At 67.4% G+C, this 17,209-nt stretch carries 20 protein-coding genes and 1 tRNA gene; 11 read left to right on the top strand and 10 right to left on the bottom strand.

Annotated elements, in window-relative coordinates; genetic code table 11:
- Positions 1-6: 6 nt before the first annotated feature.
- A complete protein-coding gene (locus C5F46_RS14125) occupies positions 7-2,550 on the bottom strand; it encodes an ABC transporter permease (protein ID WP_168796818.1) in 2,544 nt (847 codons plus the stop codon).
- The gene (locus C5F46_RS14120; protein WP_107325981.1) at positions 2,547-3,230 is read right to left on the bottom strand and encodes an ABC transporter ATP-binding protein; all 684 of its coding nucleotides are present in this window, start codon (positions 3,228-3,230) and stop codon (positions 2,547-2,549) included. Before C5F46_RS14120 ends, C5F46_RS14125 begins: the two co-directional genes overlap by 4 nt.
- On the opposite strand from C5F46_RS14120, the gene C5F46_RS14115 reads away from it, so the two are divergent.
- Entirely contained in the window at positions 3,229-3,915 is a 687-nt protein-coding gene (locus C5F46_RS14115; RefSeq protein ID WP_107325980.1) for an arylesterase, read from the top strand. The two genes, C5F46_RS14120 and C5F46_RS14115, sit on opposite strands and share 2 nt — an antisense overlap.
- Before the next feature lies 1 nt (position 3,916).
- Here C5F46_RS14115 and C5F46_RS14110 read toward each other — a convergent pair whose 3' ends face one another.
- A complete protein-coding gene (locus C5F46_RS14110) occupies positions 3,917-4,969 on the bottom strand; it encodes an NAD(P)/FAD-dependent oxidoreductase (protein ID WP_107325979.1) in 1,053 nt (350 codons plus the stop codon).
- A 47-nt stretch (positions 4,970-5,016) separates the two neighbouring features.
- Between C5F46_RS14110 and mnmC2 the strand changes: the two genes are divergently transcribed.
- From mnmC2 to ygfZ, 3 genes are read left to right on the top strand one after another with little or no spacing between them, the layout of a single operon-like run.
- Positions 5,017-5,703, top strand: coding sequence for a tRNA (5-methylaminomethyl-2-thiouridine)(34)-methyltransferase MnmC2 (gene mnmC2 / locus C5F46_RS14105; RefSeq protein ID WP_146160237.1), 687 nt, complete (start codon positions 5,017-5,019; stop codon positions 5,701-5,703).
- A complete protein-coding gene (locus C5F46_RS14100; RefSeq protein WP_107325977.1) occupies positions 5,700-6,569 on the top strand; it encodes a DMT family transporter in 870 nt (289 codons plus the stop codon). The genes mnmC2 and C5F46_RS14100 overlap by 4 nt, the downstream gene beginning before the upstream one ends.
- Positions 6,570-6,624: 55 nt before the next feature.
- Positions 6,625-7,365 (top strand): CAF17-like 4Fe-4S cluster assembly/insertion protein YgfZ, encoded by a 741-nt coding sequence (gene ygfZ, locus C5F46_RS14095; protein WP_107325976.1) that lies wholly within the window; start codon positions 6,625-6,627, stop codon positions 7,363-7,365.
- A gap of 54 nt (positions 7,366-7,419) precedes the next feature.
- Here ygfZ and efp read toward each other — a convergent pair whose 3' ends face one another.
- Complete coding sequence (gene efp / locus C5F46_RS14090; protein ID WP_107325975.1) at positions 7,420-7,983, bottom strand: elongation factor P; 564 nt, start codon at positions 7,981-7,983, stop codon at positions 7,420-7,422.
- Positions 7,984-8,199: 216 nt separating this feature from the next.
- On the opposite strand from efp, the gene C5F46_RS14085 reads away from it, so the two are divergent.
- A complete protein-coding gene (locus C5F46_RS14085; RefSeq protein WP_107325974.1) occupies positions 8,200-8,526 on the top strand; it encodes a DUF6280 family protein in 327 nt (108 codons plus the stop codon).
- A 71-nt stretch (positions 8,527-8,597) separates the two neighbouring features.
- Here C5F46_RS14085 and C5F46_RS14080 read toward each other — a convergent pair whose 3' ends face one another.
- The 4 genes from C5F46_RS14080 to C5F46_RS14065 all read right to left on the bottom strand — a co-directional run bounded on the left by C5F46_RS14080 (position 8,598) and on the right by C5F46_RS14065 (position 12,023).
- Complete coding sequence (locus C5F46_RS14080) at positions 8,598-8,915, bottom strand: DMT family transporter (protein WP_107325973.1); 318 nt, start codon at positions 8,913-8,915, stop codon at positions 8,598-8,600.
- 96 nt (positions 8,916-9,011) lie between these two features.
- The gene (locus C5F46_RS14075; RefSeq protein WP_107325972.1) at positions 9,012-9,836 is read right to left on the bottom strand and encodes a hypothetical protein; all 825 of its coding nucleotides are present in this window, start codon (positions 9,834-9,836) and stop codon (positions 9,012-9,014) included.
- Between the two features lie 41 nt (positions 9,837-9,877).
- Complete coding sequence (locus tag C5F46_RS14070) at positions 9,878-11,254, bottom strand: TolC family outer membrane protein (RefSeq protein ID WP_235820180.1); 1,377 nt, start codon at positions 11,252-11,254, stop codon at positions 9,878-9,880.
- Positions 11,255-11,372: 118 nt separating this feature from the next.
- Positions 11,373-12,023, bottom strand: coding sequence for a protein-L-isoaspartate O-methyltransferase family protein (locus C5F46_RS14065; RefSeq protein ID WP_107325971.1), 651 nt, complete (start codon positions 12,021-12,023; stop codon positions 11,373-11,375).
- A gap of 119 nt (positions 12,024-12,142) precedes the next feature.
- Here C5F46_RS14065 and C5F46_RS14060 point away from each other — a divergent pair, with 119 nt between their 5' ends.
- From C5F46_RS14060 to C5F46_RS14035, 6 genes are all read left to right on the top strand, one after another.
- Entirely contained in the window at positions 12,143-13,060 is a 918-nt protein-coding gene (locus tag C5F46_RS14060) for an NAD-dependent epimerase/dehydratase family protein (RefSeq protein WP_168796817.1), read from the top strand.
- Positions 13,057-13,662 (top strand): sugar transferase, encoded by a 606-nt coding sequence (locus C5F46_RS14055; RefSeq protein ID WP_107325969.1) that lies wholly within the window; start codon positions 13,057-13,059, stop codon positions 13,660-13,662. The genes C5F46_RS14060 and C5F46_RS14055 overlap by 4 nt, the downstream gene beginning before the upstream one ends.
- 34 nt (positions 13,663-13,696) lie before the next feature.
- A complete protein-coding gene (locus C5F46_RS14050; RefSeq protein WP_107325968.1) occupies positions 13,697-14,314 on the top strand; it encodes a hypothetical protein in 618 nt (205 codons plus the stop codon).
- Entirely contained in the window at positions 14,260-15,231 is a 972-nt protein-coding gene (locus C5F46_RS14045) for a hypothetical protein (protein WP_107325967.1), read from the top strand. Before C5F46_RS14050 ends, C5F46_RS14045 begins: the two co-directional genes overlap by 55 nt.
- Before the next feature lie 165 nt (positions 15,232-15,396).
- The gene (locus C5F46_RS14040) at positions 15,397-15,885 is read left to right on the top strand and encodes a GNAT family N-acetyltransferase (protein ID WP_107325966.1); all 489 of its coding nucleotides are present in this window, start codon (positions 15,397-15,399) and stop codon (positions 15,883-15,885) included.
- Between the two features lie 214 nt (positions 15,886-16,099).
- Positions 16,100-16,176, top strand: a tRNA-Arg gene (locus C5F46_RS14035).
- Positions 16,177-16,199: 23 nt separating this feature from the next.
- Here the strand turns inward: C5F46_RS14035 and C5F46_RS16735 are convergent.
- Both C5F46_RS16735 and C5F46_RS14025 read right to left on the bottom strand, forming a co-directional pair.
- Positions 16,200-16,547, bottom strand: coding sequence for a hypothetical protein (locus tag C5F46_RS16735; RefSeq protein WP_168796816.1), 348 nt, complete (start codon positions 16,545-16,547; stop codon positions 16,200-16,202).
- Positions 16,548-16,717: 170 nt separating this feature from the next.
- Positions 16,718-17,209 (bottom strand): NUDIX hydrolase (locus C5F46_RS14025; protein WP_107325964.1); only part of this gene is annotated, 492 nt, incomplete at its 5' end.

Genomic DNA, 17,209 nt, shown 5'->3' with positions numbered 1-17,209 from the left:
AGGGCGTCAGTCGCGTGCGCGCAGCACCTGCGCGGGCCGCGCCGCCAGCGGGCGCAGCGCAAAGGCCAGCCCCGCCAGCAGGCTTGCACCCGCCCCCCCCAGCACCACCGCCAGCGCGGGAAGCGGGGCAAAGCGATACTCGGCCTCCATCACCAGACTGACCACCGCCCAGCCTGCCGCGGCGCCAAAGGCGATCGCCACCAGCCCCGCCGCCAGCCCCATCAGCCCCGCCCGCAGCGCGAACGACGCCAGGATCGTGCCGCGCGTGGCCCCCAGCACCTTGAAGATCGCGGCTTCCCAGGCGCGCGCCCGTTCGCCCGCCGCCGCGGCGCCGATCAACACCACAAATCCGGTCAAGAGCGTCACCCCCGCAGCCAGCGCACTGGCCCGCGCCACCGTGGTCAGCGCCTGCGACACGCCCTCGATTACCTCGCGCACCCGGATCGCGGTGATGTTGGGGAACGCCCCCGCCAGATCGCGCAGCACCGCCGCCTCGGCCTCTGGCGGGGCGTAGATCGTGGCGATATTGGTATGCGGGGCACCCGCCAGCGCCGCAGCGTTCAGCGTCAGCACAAAGCCGATGCCGCCGGTCGAAAAATCAACCTCGCGCAACGAGGTGATCGTGGCCTCGACATCGCGGCCCAGCACGTTAACGGTCAGCCGATCACCTAGACCCACACCGATTTCGCGCGCCTCGTTGGCCGAAAAACTCGCCTCGGCGGGGCCGGTATGATCGGGTGCCCACCATTCACCGGCCACGATGCGGGTGCCCTCGGGCGGGGTGGCGGCATAGGTCACGCCGCGGTCGCCGCGCACCACCCAATGCTCGCCCGCCACCTCACGCGCGGGGCGGCCATTGATGCGGGTGATGGTGCCGCGCAGCATCGGCGCAGTTTCGACCTTTTCCACCATCGGAATCGCAGCCAGCAGCGCCCGCACAGGGTCAAGCTGATCGGGCTGGATATCAAGCACGAAATAGGCGGGCGCGCGGGCGGGCAGATCGCGTGAGACCGCGCTGCGCAACCCCGCATCGACCTGCCCCACCGCCGCCAGAACAGACAGGCCAAGCCCCAGCGACAGGATCACCGATCCCGTCTCGCTCCTCGGACCGCCGATGGCGGCCAGCGCCGCGCGCAGACCGGGGCGGCCCCGCAGCAGCCGGTCTTGCGCGGCCAGGGCGCGCGCCGCGCGCCTGACCCCGGCGGCGACCAGCGCCAGCACCGCCAGCGCCACGACAATACCGCCCAGCGCCCCCAGAGCCAGCATCGGCGCACCCGAAAAACCGACCGCGGCCAGCCCCAGCGCCACCGCCAGCCCGGCCAGCGCCAGTGCTGTGCCCCGGTCGGGCCAGCCGCGCCGACCGGGGCCGATGTCACGAAACAGCGCCGCCGCCCGCACCCCCGCCATCCGCGACAGCGGCCAGAGCGTGAACAGGCCCGCCACCAGAACACCATAAACCGCCGCCTCGGCCAGTGCCGCGGGCGCCAGCGCCACATCGACGGCAATCGGCATCCGCGCGGCGATCGCGGGGGCGGCCAGCAGCGGCAGCCCCGCCCCCAACAGCAGACCCAGCCCCACGCCCAAGGCCGTCAGCACCGCCAACTGGATCAGAAACACCGCACGAACCAGCCCCGCGGTGGCCCCCAGGGCCTTCAGCGTGGCGATGGTTTCGGTCTTGCGCTCCATCCAGGCGCGGACGGCGGCAGAAATGCCGATGCCGCCCACCGCCAACCCGGCAAGCCCCACCAGCACCAGAAAATCGGCGATCCGGTCCACAAACCTTTCAGCCCCCGGCGTGGCGCGGCGGGCATCGGTCCAGCGCATTCCGGCGCCGTCGAAATCTGCCTCGGCCTTGGCCTCCAGCGCGGCCAGATCGGTGCCGGGCGCCAGCCGCAGCCGGTAATCGGTGTCAAAAATCGACCCCGGCTCCAGCAGCCCCGCCCCCGTCAGAGCGGCTGACCGAACCAGGGTGCGCGGCGCGATACCAAGGCTCGAGGTGGCACTGTCGGGTTCGCGCAGCAGCCGTGCCGTCAGCCGGAATTCGGCCAGCCCCACCCGGAACGTATCGCCCGGCTGCATTCCCAGCCGGTCCACCAGAACGCCATCCATCACCGCGCCGGGCAGGCCCCCCGCCTGCCCAAGCGCCTGATCCAGCGGGATCGGCGGGTCAAGCACCAGATCGCCCACCAGCGGGTAAAGCCCGTCCACCGCCTTGACCCGCGTCAGCGCGCGCTCGGCCGCGTCGCCCGCGCCCCGCACGACCATGGAGCGGAAATCAATCACCTCTGACACCGCCTCGGCCTGTGCCGCCATCCAGCCGCGTTCTTCGGGCGTGGCGTAGCGATAGGTAAAGGACAGTTGCGCATCGCCCCCCAGCAGAACCCGGCCCTGATCGGCCAGCCCGGTGCCGATGGCCGCCCGCACCGTGCCCACCGCGGCAATCGCCGCCACGCCCAGAATGAGGCAGAGCAGAAACACCCGAAACCCCGCCAGACCGCCGCGCAATTCGCGCCGCGCGATGCGGGCAGCCAGCGCCAGATCGCCGGTCATGCCGCCACCTGCCCGGCCACCACCTGCCCATCGGCCAGCCGGATCACCCGATCACAGCGCGCAGCGAGTTCGGGCGCATGGGTCACAAGGATCAGCGTCGCCCCGTGCCGGTCGCGCAGCGAAAACAACAGATCCATGATCGCCGCGCCGTTCGCGGCATCAAGGTTGCCGGTCGGCTCATCAGCCAGAAACAGCGCGGGCCGGGGGGCTGCGGCGCGGGCCAGCGCCACGCGCTGCTGTTCGCCGCCCGACATCTCGGCGGGGTAATGGTGCATCCGCGCACCCAGACCCACGGCGGCCAGTTCTTCGGCTGCGCGGCCAAAGGCATCGTCCATGCCCGCCAGTTCCAGCGGCAGGGCCACGTTTTCCAGCGCCGTCATCGTCGGAATCAGGTGGAAGGACTGGAACACAATCCCCATATTACCCCTGCGGAACCGGGCCAGCGCGTCTTCGTCCATCGCGGACATGTCTTGCCCCAGCGCCGTGACCGACCCCGAAGTGGCGCGTTCCAGCCCGCCCATCAGCATCAGGAGCGACGACTTGCCCGACCCCGAAGGACCGATCAGCCCGACACTTTCGCCCCGCGCGATGCCCAGCGTGATGCCGCGCAGCACCTCGACAGGGCCTGCGTTGCCCGCCAGCGTCAACCGCGCATCCTTCATCGCCAGAACCGTGTCCATGCTTCGTGCCCCTGTGCTGCCTGTCAGCTTCCGATATGGCGCGCGGGCGCGGCTTCGCAACCTTCTGGCGGCAGCTTTGCTGGCGCTGCCCGGACTTGCCGCAGCCGAACCGTTGGAACTGGTCGCCCTGGGCGACAGCCTGACGCAGGGCTATGGCCTGCCCGAGGGCGAGGGGCTGGTGCCGCAATTGCAGGCATGGCTGCTGGCAAACGGGGCCGATGTAAGGGTGGTCAACGCGGGCGTGTCGGGCGATACCACGGCGGGGGGGCGGGCGCGGCTGGGCTGGTCGCTGACCGATCAGACCGACGCGCTGATGATCGCCCTGGGCGGCAATGACCTGCTGCGCGGCCTGCCGCCCACCGAAAGCCGCGCCAATCTTGAGGCGATGCTGACCGAGGCGCAGGGCCGCGACCTGCCGGTTCTGCTGGTCGGCCTGCCCGCGCCGGGCAACTACGGGCCCGATTACAAGGCCGAATTCGACGGAATGTGGCACGATTTGGCGGCGCGGTTCGATGCGCTTCTGGTGCCCAACCTGCTGGCCCCGATCATGGACCTGGCGCCCGAAGACCGTGCGCGGCGCGAAGTCATGCAAGATGACAACATCCACCCCTCGGCCGCGGGGGTGGCGCTGATCGTCGCGGCGCTGGGGCCGCCTGTGCTGGAGCTTTTGGGCCGCGCCCGCTAGACTACAGGCAATCCTCGACGCGCATCCCCTCGGGGATCGCGTCGCGCCCCTCCAGCACCAGATCGGCCATCACCTCGGCCACCTTGGGCGCCATGCCAAAGCCGATCTTGAAGCCACCGTTGGCGACGAACTGCCCCGCCCGGCCAGGCCAGGCCCCCAGCATCGGCGCCATGGTGCGGGCCCGCGGGCGCACCCCGGCCCAGCGTTCGATTACCGGCGCATCGGCCAGCGCCGGGCAGATCATCCGCGCCTTGGCGATGATTTCTTCCAGCTGGTGATCGGTGGTGTCGGGGCTGTCGAACACCCGTTCCGAGGTGGACCCTAACGCGACAGTGCCGTTGGCATGCGGCACGATCAGCACGCCATCGTGAAACACCTGCGGCGCATCGCCCATGTCGATGCCAAGGCTGGCCGACTGGCCCTTGACACCATTGCCGACCTCGCGAGCGAAGGCGGCTGACAGCGCGGCCAGCCCCGCAACCCCGGTCGCATGGATCACCGCGCCCTCGTCTTCGGCATCACCCAGCACGATCTGCCCTCCCCGCGCGGTGATCGCCGCGGCCAGCGCCGCCCCCGCCGCGCGCGGATCCGCCCGGCCCGACAGCGTGTCATGCACCACAAGCCCGGTGGCCGAAACCGGCGCCATCGGGCCAAAGTCTTCGGCGCGGGCCACCGACCACCGGGCAAGGCCCTGCCAGTTCACCGCCGCCTCGGCGCCGCGCGCGCGGGCCAGCGTCACCGCAGCCTCGGTGTCCAGCGGCTGCAACCGGCCGGTGCGCGCATAGCCCGGATCGCGCCCGCCCGCAGCCGCTACCGCGGCCCAGAACGCGTCGGCCAGCGCCAGCGCCTCGAACTGGAACTGCTTTTTCGGGTTCCACTGGTCGGGAACATGCGGCGCCAGCATCCCCACCAGCCCACCGCTTGACCCCGCGCCCAGCCGCGCGGTTTCGATCAGCCGCACCTTGGCGCCACGCCGCGCGATTTCCCAGGCGCAGGCCAGCCCGAACACCCCACCGCCGCGCACCGTCACCTCGGCCCGAAATCCCGTTGCCATTGCCTGTTCCCTTCGTCATGGTCGCCGTTGCGGCGGGATTAGACCAGATGACGGATATCGACCAGAGCGGGCTTGAATGGCGCGGCGGCACGCTGCCGGTTTCGCGCCGTTTCGACGACCCCTATTTCAGCCTTGAGAACGGGCTGGCTGAAACGCGCCATGTGTTTCTGGCCGGAAACGACCTGCCCGCGCGGTTCCAGCCCGGCTTTGTCGTGGCCGAACTAGGCTTTGGCACCGGGCTGAACCTGCTGGCCACCCAGCTTGCCGCGACCGCCGCGGGTTGCGATTTTACCATGGATTACATCAGCTTCGAGGCCTACCCCCTGCCCGCTGCCGATATCGCCCGCGCGCTGGCCGCGTTTCCCGAGGCGGCGACAGTGGCAGGCCCGTTTCTGGACGCCTGGGGCCGGGGCGCGCGGTGCTTTGATCTGGGGGCGTTGCGTGTGCGCGTGATCGAGGGTGACGCCCGCGACACCCTGCCACGCTGGGGTGGCCGCGCCGATGCGTGGTTTCTGGACGGCTTTTCCCCCGCCCGAAACCCCGAATTATGGGCCGAACCCCTGATGGCCGAGGTCGCGGCCCATACCACGCCGGGTGGCAGCTTTGCCACCTATACCGCAGCGGGTTTCGTGCGCCGGGGGCTGGCCGCCGCAGGCTTTGCGGTCGAGCGCGCGCCGGGCTTTGGCCACAAGCGGCACATGAGCCGCGGCCGGATGCCGGGGCCGGCATCGTGACCGATCAGAACACCCGCAAAGGCATCTGGCTGATGGTCGCCACAACCGCGATCTTTGCGCTCCAAGACGGAATCTCGCGCCATCTGGCGGGGGAATACAACGTCTATATGGTGGTGATGATCCGCTACTGGTTCTTTGCGGCCTTTGTCACCGTTCTGGCCGCGCGCCAGACCGGCGGGCTGCGCCGGGCGGCGGCCTCGCGCCAGCCGCTGCTGCAAGCGCTGCGCGCGCTGCTGCTGGTGGCCGAGGTGCTGATCATGGTGCAAGGCTTTGTGATCCTTGGCCTTGTCGAAAGCCATGCGGTCTTTACCTGCTATCCGCTGCTGATCGCGGCGCTGTCAGGCCCGATTTTGGGCGAAACGGTGGGCTGGCGGCGCTGGGTGGCCATCGGCATCGGGTTTGTCGGTGTGCTGGTGATCCTGCAACCGGGGTTTGCGGTGTTTGCACCTGCGGCTCTGATCCCGCTGATCTCGGCTTTCATGTTCGCGCTCTATGGGTTGCTGACGCGCTATGTCGGGCGAACCGACAGCACCACGGTATCGTTTTTCTGGACCGGCACGGTCGGCGCGCTGGCCGCCACCGCCATAGGCGTCTGGTTCTGGGAGCCGATGAGCCTGCCCGACTGGGGCTGGATGGGCCTGTTGTGCCTGACAGCGGCTACCGCGCATTGGTGCCTTATCCGGGCCTATGAACTGGCCGAAGCAAGCGCGATACAGCCCTTTGCCTATCTGCAACTGGTCTTTATCGCGGCGCTGGGCATCACCGTTTTCAACGAAACCCTGCGCCCCGAGGTGGCGCTGGGCGCGGGCCTGGTGGTGGCGGCGGGCCTGTTCACGCTGTGGCGCGCGCGCGTCACGACGGATTGACCCCTGTCGCCTGCCGCCCGCAGGCTCTATCAAAACCCAGCCGAGGGAGACATTGATGCCAAGCGACCGCACCATTCTTGCCGTCACCGGGCCAGACCGCGCGCATTTCCTGCAAGGTCTGGTCAGCAATGACATCCGCCGCCTGCCCGACGGCCCGGTTTATGCGGCGCTGCTGACCGCGCAGGGCAAATATCTGGCCGATTTCATCCTGCTGGCGCAGGGCGACACGATCCTGATCGACGTGGCCACCCCGCAGGCCGCCGATCTGGCGCGCAGGCTGGCGATGTATCGGCTGCGCGCCGATGTGGCGATTGCGCCCACCGACCTGAAGGTGGCGCGCGGCACTGGCCCCGCCCCTGCAGGCGCGGTGGCCGACCCCCGCCACCCATCGCTGGGATGGCGGCTCTACGGCACCAGCGCCGCCGATGACGGCACCGACTGGGCCGCGCTGCGTGTGGCCCAGTGCATCCCCGAGGCCGGGATCGAACTGATCCCGAACGACAGCTACATCCTCGAAGCCGGGTTCGAGCGGCTGCACGGCGTCGATTTCCGAAAGGGCTGCTATGTCGGCCAGGAGGTGACCGCCCGGATGAAGCACAAGACCGAATTGAAACGCGGCCTTGTCACGGTGCGGGTCGAGGGTGCCGCGCCAGTGGGCACCCCGATCCTGACCGAAGACGGGCGCGAGGCTGGCACGCTTTATACCCAGGCCGCGGGTCAAGGCATTGCAATGCTGCGGCATGACCGGGCCAATGCGGCGCTGACCGCAGGCGCCGCGCGCGTCATCCCGGCATAAGCGGGCGGCATGAAAACGGGGGCTCGCAGGCCCCCGAATTTGTCCCCGACCGGCTCAGGCGCGTTCGGAATATTCGAACAGTTCCGTATTCACGATGATGTCTTCGTCCACGCCGATGAACGGCGGCACCATGATGCGCACGCCATTGTCAAGGATCGCGGGCTTGTAGCTGTTGGCCGCAGTCTGACCCTTGACCACCGGCTCGGTTTCCACGACCTTGCAGACCACCTTTTGCGGCAGCGACACCGTCAGCGCCTCTTCACCGAAATATTCGACCGTCGCAGTCATGCCGTCTTGCAGGAAGGGGCGGCGATCGCCCAGCAATTCGGCGTCCAGTTCGGTCTGTTCATAGGTTTCGCTGTCCATGAACACCAGACGGCCATCGGTTTCATACAGAAACTGCTGATCTTTCTGGTCCAGCCGGACCCGCTCCACCTTGTCTTCCGACCGGAACCGCTCGTTCAGCTTGCGCCCGTCGCGCAGGTTCTTCAACTCGACCTGCGCAAACGCCCCGCCTTTGCCAGGCTTGACGTGGCTGACCTTCACCGCGGCCCAAAGGCCGCCGTCATGCTCCAGAATATTGCCGGGGCGGATTTCGTTGCCGTTGATCTTGGGCATGGGATAAAACTCGTTGGGCAGGTTGATCGGATGTGCTGGGCACCTATATCTGTGCGGCTGCCCTCTGGCAACCCGACGATATACGGTATTGACCGATGCCAAGCCATGCGTCAGACGCATGGGTGACATGCCAAACGGGCCATATCGAATCGCTCGGGAACAGCCATATTCGGCGACACGCCAGGAAACGCAAGAGCAATAACAAAGGACGTAATAATGCGCGATTTCGTTGACGGCTCCGCCTTCAACTATGAACAGGGCCAGCGGGCGCGCAAATTGTTTGCCGCCGTGGTGCTGGCCGCACTGGATGACGCGATTGCCGACGACAAGAAGTATGGCAACGGCCCCGAGCAGATCGCTCGTTGGGCGCGATCGCGCGATGGGCGCGAGGTGTTGTCCTGTGCCGGGATCGACCCGAACGAACGGGTGGTCAAGGGGCTGATGGAATTCGTCTCGAAGGGTGTTCGCACCTCGGTCGCGCTATCGCGCGAAGAAAGCGAACGCCGGATCGCCGCGGGTGAGGCCGACGCCGAAGCCGCCTGATCGCGCCTGCGCCGAACAGAGCCAAGACCGCGCCCCGCCGGGCGCGGTTTTCGTTTGGCAAAGTGCCGGGCCTAGCCCGAGGCGAGTTTCATCAGCACCAACCCGCCCACGATCATCCCCGCCGCAATCAGGCGCGCGGGCGTTGCCGGTTCGCCCATAAACACCAGCCCCACGGCAAAAGCCCCGACCGCGCCGATGCCGGTCCAGATGGCATAGGCAGTGCCTAGCGGCAAGCTGCGCAGCGCCAGCGCCAGCAGGCCAAGACTGGCCGCCATGGCGACCCCGCAGATGATCGAGGGGGTCAGGCGCGTGAAACCGGCAGATTGCTTCATCGCAACGGCCCAGACGACCTCCAGCAGACCAGCCAGCCCCAGATAGACCCAAGCCATCAGGGCCCCGCCGGGCGAGGTGTTCCGGCCACCGCTTTCACCCGAACCACCCCGGCGCCAGATGCCGCAGCGGTCTGCCCGGAGACCGATGCGGCGTCATTCGAAATCACGGCTGGCCAGCGCGCGCTGGATTTCGCGGCGCACCAGTTTGCGGACGTTGCGGGTGATCCGTTCGCCCAGCATCCCCTGCAACTCCTGACGGACCACGTCGGCAATCAGGGCACGCAGGGCCTCTTCGTCGAAAATCTCGTCATCGGACAGGGCCAGCAGGTCTTCGCTCTCTGCCATGTCGTCGGGCATCGACTCAAACGGGTCGCGCAGATGCAAGCGGCGCGGTTCGGCCCCGGCGGGCGGCGCCATGGCTGCGGCCTGCGGTGCCGCCGCCGCCTGCTCGGGCAGAACCGACGCGGGGGCTGGTGGCACCGGTGCGGTATCGGCGGCATCGGGCGCAGCGTGGAACGCATCACCAACCACAGCCACCGCCGCCTCCATCGCCGCAATCGTGCTTTCAAGACGGGTCAGTTCGGCGCCCAGATCAACCGCCGGATCGGCCTCAATGACGGCGGGCAAAGGCGCATCGACACCAGGTGACTGCGCCCCGGCGACGGGCTGCCGAGCGGCCTCTTCTCCGGTCACATCTTGCTGCACATGCGCGCCGGTCCCCGTCAGATCGACATCAAATTGATCGTCCTGAGCCAAGTCCGGCCAGACATCCACTTCGTGACTGTCAAACCCGGCCACCCGCAGCGCTGGTGTCAGCACCAGACGGTCGGCCTCGGACATGTCTGAATCAGCGGCACGAGGCGGCGTCAGGGCAGACACCGGGGCGCTACCATCGGGCACAGTCTGACCCTGCGACACCAGCCGACGGATGGAGGATAAAACATCCTCGATCTGAACATTCGCCTTGGAATCAGACATGCCCCACCCTTGTCACACCACAACCGTCACCCGCGAAACGCCTACGGCTTGTTGATTGCGCGCAGCACGCGATCCAGACTCTTGCCCTGAACCGAAGTGCCAGGCGCGTTGCGCACAGCGTTGTAATAGGCCGCCGGATCATAGGTCGGAATCCCAAGGTTCAGATGATCTACCGTCAGCAAACCCATAGACGACAACAGTGAATAGAATGCTACCTGCAACGCGGCCTCGGCCTCGATGCGGTCGGCCTGCGCGTTCAGCAGATCCTGTTCGGCATCCAGCACATCCAGCGTGGTGCGCGCGCCCAGCGTCGCTTCTTCTTTCACGCCGCGGAAAGCGACCGTCGCTGCGCGGATCTGTTCGTCGATGGCGCTGATCTGCGCCCGGCTTACGGCAATGTTGGCCCAGGCATTGGCGACATTCTGCGCCACCTCGACCCCGGTCTGCAGCAAGCCGGCACGGGCAGCGTCACGCCCGGCCAGCGCGCGGCGGTGCAGCGCGCTCAGTCGCCCGCCGGAATAGATCGTCTGGTTCAGGTTCAGGCCCACCGACACATCGTCAAGATCGCCGGTGATGCTGGACTCACCCGTTCCCGCAGACAGCGACCCGGTCAGAACCGGCATACGCTCGGCCGCCTGCGCCGCAACCTGAAGCTCGGACACGGTGACCTGACGCTGCGCCTGCCGAATCGAGGGGTGCAGCCGCTGCGCGGTGTTTTGCGCTTCTGCCAATGTTTTGGGCAGTTTCGGCGACGGCGGCAGCGCGGCCAGTCGAACCGGATACGCCCCTGTGGCGGCCTTGTAGGATTCACGCGCGACCTGAAGCTGGCCTTCGGCTGCCGACAGCGCCGCCCGTGCCGCGGCCAGCCGCGCCTCGGCCAGGGCCACATCGGTGCGGGTCACCTCCCCCACTTCGAACCGGTCCTGCGCGGCGCGCAGTTCTTCGCCGATCACCCGCGCCGAATTGCGGTTGATGGCCACGCTTTCGCTGGCGCTTTTCACGTCGGTGTAGGCCTGAACAGCGCCCAGCAGAATGTTCTGTTCCACCCCGCGCAACGCCTCGCGCGTGGCCAGCACCGATTCCTTGGCAATGTCGATGGCAAGCCCTGTCCGCCCAAAGCTCATCAGCGTCATCTGCGCGGTCAGTTCCAGCGCGGCCTGACTGGCCTCATAGCGGTCGGTGTCGCTATACCCGGCCGTCGCCGCCCACTTCAGCACCGGCCGCAGGCTGGATACGGCCGTCGCCACATCTTCATCGGCGGCGCGCAATGTGGCGCGGTTCTGATCCAGCAGGTTGGAGTTGCGATAGGCCGCAACCAGCGTATCAGCCAAGGTCTCGGCCTGCGCAACCGGCGCAGCCATGATGCTCATCACCGCAAGACCGGCTGCCGCAAAGGTGGATCGGGTTATGCGCATCATGCCGAACATCCTCATTCTTACACCTTCGCCGCCAACAAAACGCGGCGGACTATTGGCTGCGATCATGCCGGAGCTTTGCCCCGACCGCCACACCAAATCTGCGTGCTCTGCCCGAAGATCAGAGCGTAAAGGCGTGTTTTGCCGCAAAACCCGGCAGAACCGGGGCGGCCGCATGGAAGGCGTTGCGCCAACTGATCGCGCCGTCGATCTTGACGCCGATGCGGGCCACGCCCAACGCACCCTCCATGAACAGGGCGCCGATCCGGCCCCCGTCCTTCAACTGATCGGCGATATCGGCGGGCAGAACCTCAATCGCTCCTTCAATCATGATCGCGTCATAGGGGCCGTGCTGGGGTGCCCCCGCGGCCAGCGGTCCGGCGACCACGGCAGCGTTGTCGGCGCCTTCGGCGGCCAGCGCATCCTGCGCCTGAGCGGCGAGCGGGCCCTCTTCAATGGCTACTACGGCTTCGGCCAGACGAGCGATCACGGCGGTCGAATAGCCCAGCCCGCACCCAATATCGAGCACCAGATCGGTGGGCTGAACATCAAGCGCATCCAGCAATTTGGCAAAGCTGCGCGGTTCCAGCAAAACGCGGCCCTGCGCAATGTCGAGGTTTTCGCCCAGATAGGCCGCCTGCCGCAGGGCGGTCGGCACGAACACCTCGCGCGGAACCTCAAGCATCGCCGCAATCAGTGGATACTTGGTCACATCATTGGGCCGGACCTGCGTATCGACCATCATGGTGCGGCGCGTGGCGAAATCATGCATGTTCTGGCTCTTTGATCTGAAAATTCCCCGGACTCCTTCTTGCCACAGAAGAACCCGCTCGGCAACCTGCGGGGCGGGCCTTGCCCCGGCAACGATTGCCCCTGATGATCCGAGGTTTGATGCCCCTTTGCCCCACCCCACCCCTGCCCGCCACCTGGTTGATAACCGGGGCAAGCGGGCGCGTGGGGCGGCTGATCGGCGCGCACTGGGCCATGCGCCCCCCTGCTGCGGCGCGTATTCTGAGGCAGACGCGCGGGGCCAGCCTCGGCGCGCTGGTCTGGGATCCGCTGCGCGAGGGGCCTGGGGCGCTGCTGGCGCTGGCCGCGCGGCAAGGCCCCCCCGCCGCGTTGATCCATCTGGCCGGCCCCACCGGGCGCGACGCCGACCCCGCACTCGCCCCGGCGCTGGCCGAGGCGGTTCTGGCCGCCGCCGTCATGGCCGGCGTAGGGCGGGTGCTGCTGGCTTCGTCCGCGGCGGTCTATGGCGGGGCGCGTGCGCTGCCCTATGCCGAAACCGACCCGCCCGCCCCGATCACCGCCTATGGCGCGGGAAAATGCGCCGCCGAGACGGTGGCGGCGCGCTGGCGCGACCGGGGCCTTTCGGTCTGCGCGCTGCGGATCGGCAATGTAGCGGGGGCCGATGCGCTGCTGACCAACCCCAGCCGCCCGCTGGTGATCGACCGCTTTGGCGATGCCGGAGAGGCGGCCAAAGCGGGGCCGGAACGGTCTTACATCGGCCCGGCCACGCTGGCTGCGGTTCTGGAAACGCTGGCCACCTGCCCCGCCCTGCCCGCGGTGCTGAATGTGGCCGCCCCGGCGCCGATCGGCATGGCGGCGCTGGCCGAGGCTGCGGGCCTGCCCTGGGCCTTTGCCCCGGCCCCGGTTGGCGCGCAGCACCGGATCGTGCTGGAGTGCACCCGGCTGGCCGCCCTGCACGACTTTGCCCCCGGCGCCGCCCGGCCCGAAACCATGATCGCCGAACTGGCCGCCCTGAACGCCCTTCCCCCCGCAAGTCTGCTGCTGAAAGCCTGCCGATGACGCCGCAAAAACGCCTGTTCGACCTGGTGCTGGCCTGCCTGCTGGCGGTGCTGCTGGCGCCGGTGCTGCTGGCCCTGGCGGCCCTGATCGCCCTGCGTGATGGTCGCCCGGTGCTGTATCTGTCCGAACGGATGCAGACGCCCGACCGCGGCTTTCAACTGGTGAAATTTCGCACCATGCGCCCCGACCCGGCCGATGCGGGCGTTTCGGGCGCTGACAAGGCGGGCCGGATCACCGCCACCGGGCGCCTGCTGCGGCGCATACGGGCGGATGAGTTGCCGCAACTGTGGAACGTAATCCGCGGCGACATCAGCCTGGTGGGGCCGCGCCCGCCGCTGCGCCAGTATGTCGAGAAATTCCCCGAACTTTACGCGCAGGTGCTGCGCGCCCGCCCCGGCGTGACCGGGCTTGCCACGCTGCGCTTTCACCGGCACGAGGCGCGCATTCTGGCGCGGTCACGCTCCGCCGCCGAAACCGACGCGCTGTATTGCCGGGCCTGCATTCCGCGCAAGGCACGACTTGACCTGATCTATCAGGCGCATCAGACGCTGTGTCTTGACGCGGCGATCCTGTGGCAGACGGTGCTGCGGGTGCTGCGCTGACCGCGCGCGGGCCGTGACAGGAAAAGGAAAAGCAATGATCCTGAAAGAAAAGATGTTCCTGTCGAACTGCGACTCGGTCCGCGGGCTGGCGCCGACCGAACTGCGCAAGCGGCTGCTGCTGGGCGCGGTCTGGTCCGAAGGGGTGATCGTGTCGCCGAACCTGCTGATCGACAATGCTGGCATTGCCGGGGTGCTGGACGACGATGGCCTGCGCGCCTGGTATCGCGACGAGGGGCGAGGATCGCTGGTTCTGCGCGGGCCGTTCGCCGATCTGGGGCTGTCGCTGGTCGATTACTTTCGCGCGCTGCCGGGCAGCCATGTGCTGTCGCGCTGCGGCGGGCGCTGCAAGGCGGCGCTGACCCCTGCCGAGACCGACACGATCCTGCGCGATCTGGACCGTATCGACCGGCTGCTGGCCGAACATGGCGCGCTGATCGAACCGTTCACGCTGGCCCCCGACGCGCTCAGCCGCGAGATCGTGGCGCGACTGGAGCAGGAACCCGGCACCCGCGCGGCCCTGACCGCGGCAGGTCTTGGCCCCGACGAGATGGCGGGGCTGACCTCGCGCTCGGCCTGGTATGCGCGGCTGGCCGCGAGATGCAACTGTTGCAAGAGGCCAGCCAGCCGCGCCGCCAACTGGGCCGTGGTCTGATCATGGCGCTGCCGTTTCTGGGGCCTTTGGCGTGGTTGCTGCACGACGTGCTGACGGGCGGCGAGTCTCCCGCGGGAAATAAAACGGCCTTCGGGCCGCTGATGTCAAAGCTGCGATTTCTGAACGCCACCTTCGAGGTTCCGTTGTCGCAGGGGAGTTTTCTGCTCAATCTTTCGGGGTTGCTGGGGTTTGTTGCCCTTGTGCTGTGCTTGATGACACTGCGTCGTCGCGCTGGCGGGCCGCGACTCAGGCTGGCGCCGACGATGAAGGGGCCAATCATTGCCGTGGCGATTGCCGCGCTTGTTTCGCCCACCTGGTTGAACGGGGTGGCGCTGGTGCATATCCGGCTGCCGTTGGTGTTGATGCTGCTTTTTCTGGCCGCAACGCGTTGGGAGGGGGTGTCAAAGGCGCAGGCGCGTGGCCTGGCGGTCGTGTTTCTGGCCCTGCTGGTTGCCCGCGGGGCGCTGGTCGAGCGTTATGCCGCGCGTCACGACGCCGAGATCAACGATCTTCTGGCGGTTCTTCAGGCTGTGCCGCCGGGCGCGCGCGTTCTGCCGCTGCGCGCGCGCGGCCATCAGCGCGACCTGCGGCTGTCCCATGTCCAGGGCTACGCCGTATCGACCCGGTCTGCCTTTGTTCCGACCCTGTTTCTGGGGGTGCACGCGATCACGCTGGCCCCGCGGTGGAAGGATTACGCGCATCCGGCGCTTTTTGCGCTGGACGAATGCTTTACCCTTCCCGACACCTGCTACCCGGCCGAGATCGCGCCCACTTTTGTTCAGGATTGGCAACAGAAATTCACCCATATCCTGCTTCTTGATGCCGCGCCGTCCTATCTGCAAAAATTGCCCGAACTGACCCCGCTGGCCACGGTGGGGCGGTTCACGGTCTACCGCACGGCGGCTGGCCTTGGGTAAGGCGCCGCTGCGCGGCTTTGCCATGGCCCGTAACCCGAAACCGCAGGCCTTTTTGGGGGCGGGCAGCAGGCCGGGCGCGACCTGATCCATACCCCGAGCCCTTTACGCCCAGTCGAAATTTCCATAGTGATTGCATTGAGTAAAACTGGGCTTCTGGCAACACTTATGACCCGATTTGCACCTGCGGCCCTCAATGGTATCACCATCACCTTGGGCGATCCGCTGGCCCCCGATCTGGCGCTGATCCACGCCCGCCACACTGCGGCGATGCACGCTGACACGCCGCCCGAAAGCATCCACATGCTGCCTGCCTCGGCATTGGCGGCGCCGGGCATCCGGTTTTATGTGCTGCGCGAAGGCGACCGCCCGCTGGGCATGGGCGCGCTGAAGCGGATCGACGCGGCCCATGCCGAGATCAAGTCGATGCACATTCTGGCCGAGGCACGGGGCCGTGGCCTTGCGCGGCACCTGCTGGATCATCTGATGGCCGAGGCACGCGCGGCTGGATTTGTGCGGGTCAGCCTGGAAACCGGCGCGCAAGACAGTTTTACCCCCGCCCGCGCACTCTATCTTGCGGCGGGCTTTGCCGCCTGCGGCCCATTCGAGGGCTATGGCGAAGACCCGTGGTCGGTTTTCATGACCTGCCCGCTTTGAAACCCTCGCCGATTTGAGGCGCCCGCTTGCCTTGAAACCCTTGCACGGCGCGGCGCGCTGTCGCAAAAAGGTGAAACGGTCCGGTAGTTCGACAGGATAGAGCGCCTGACTTCCAAGCGGCGGCTCTGGGGCCGAAAAGACGAACGGAAACAATCGGCTAGGGAAATGGGAAACACTTGCGAAGCGTTTTCCGAACAGTTAACAGAAGGATCACGGCCCCGTAGCTCAACTGGATAGAGCACCTGACTTCTAATCAGGATGTTGGGCGTTCGAGTCGTCCCGGGGTCGCCAATATCATAGCAAAAACAAAGTATTTAGTATTTATCGACAAGCCGCATCTGACAATCGAAGCCCTCCGGGCGGGGGCCGCCGCATTTGCAGAGGTCGAAAGCAAGTGCGATGAGCCAGCGCTTTTCGGGGGGGCTGATGGCAAGGCGGTCGGCACCTGCCTTGCGCACAAATTCACGTCCTATTTGGTGGAAAACTATTCCTTCGGTAACGGCAACCGCTGGAAGCGCTGGGGCGAAAATGGTGTCTTCGCCCAGATCATGGTGGCGCTGGCCTCCGATCATGTTCGGGCGCCTCAAAGATTGGCGGCGCGTGGCCACCCGATACGACCGGTGCCCGCAGCCCTTCTTCTTCGCCGTGATCCTCGCCGCCATTGTCTTGTTCTGGCTAGGATCCAGAACGAGTCCTGAGCCTACGGTCGCGCCCCGTTAAACGGGGAGGATTGCCGATTAATCAGAGATTTTAAAATGAAATCAATGATCTGTTTTCCGGTGGTGGAAAGAGGTTTGTGGGACCGACACATCTGATCGGGCGCTGCGCGGGGTCAGATCGCGCCGCGTGCCTGGGCCAGTGCGATGGCGGCCAGGGCAAAGCTGTCTTCGATCCGGCCCTCGGCCAGCCAGCGCGACAGATCGGGCGGGGGGATGCGCAAGATGCCCTCGGCCTCGCCGTCGCCGGCTTGGGGCAGGTCGGGCAGATTGCCCAGATCGGCCAGAAACAGCGCCACCCGTGCTGCCAGCAGGCCGGTGTCAGGGCGGCAATAGCCCAAGGGCAGCAGCGCGCCGGGGGCAATGACCAGCCCGGTTTCCTCGGCCAGTTCGCGCGCGGCGCATTGGGCCTCGGTCTCGCCCGGCTCGCACAGGCCGCGCGGAATTTCCAGCGTTTCGGCCCGGCCCTGCGCAACCCGGCGGTGGCGTTGTATGATCAGGCCCTGCCGGGTCACCGGCAGCACCGCTGCGCCGGGCACCGGCTGCGCCTGTTCGACCCAATACCAGCGCCCCGCGCGCCGGACCCGGAACCACGGGTTTTCATATTC

It is taken from the genome of Phaeovulum veldkampii DSM 11550 (assembly GCF_003034995.1).
In the GTDB taxonomy this organism is placed as follows: domain Bacteria; phylum Pseudomonadota; class Alphaproteobacteria; order Rhodobacterales; family Rhodobacteraceae; genus Phaeovulum; species Phaeovulum veldkampii.
This window is presented reverse-complemented; position numbering and strand designations above follow the sequence as displayed.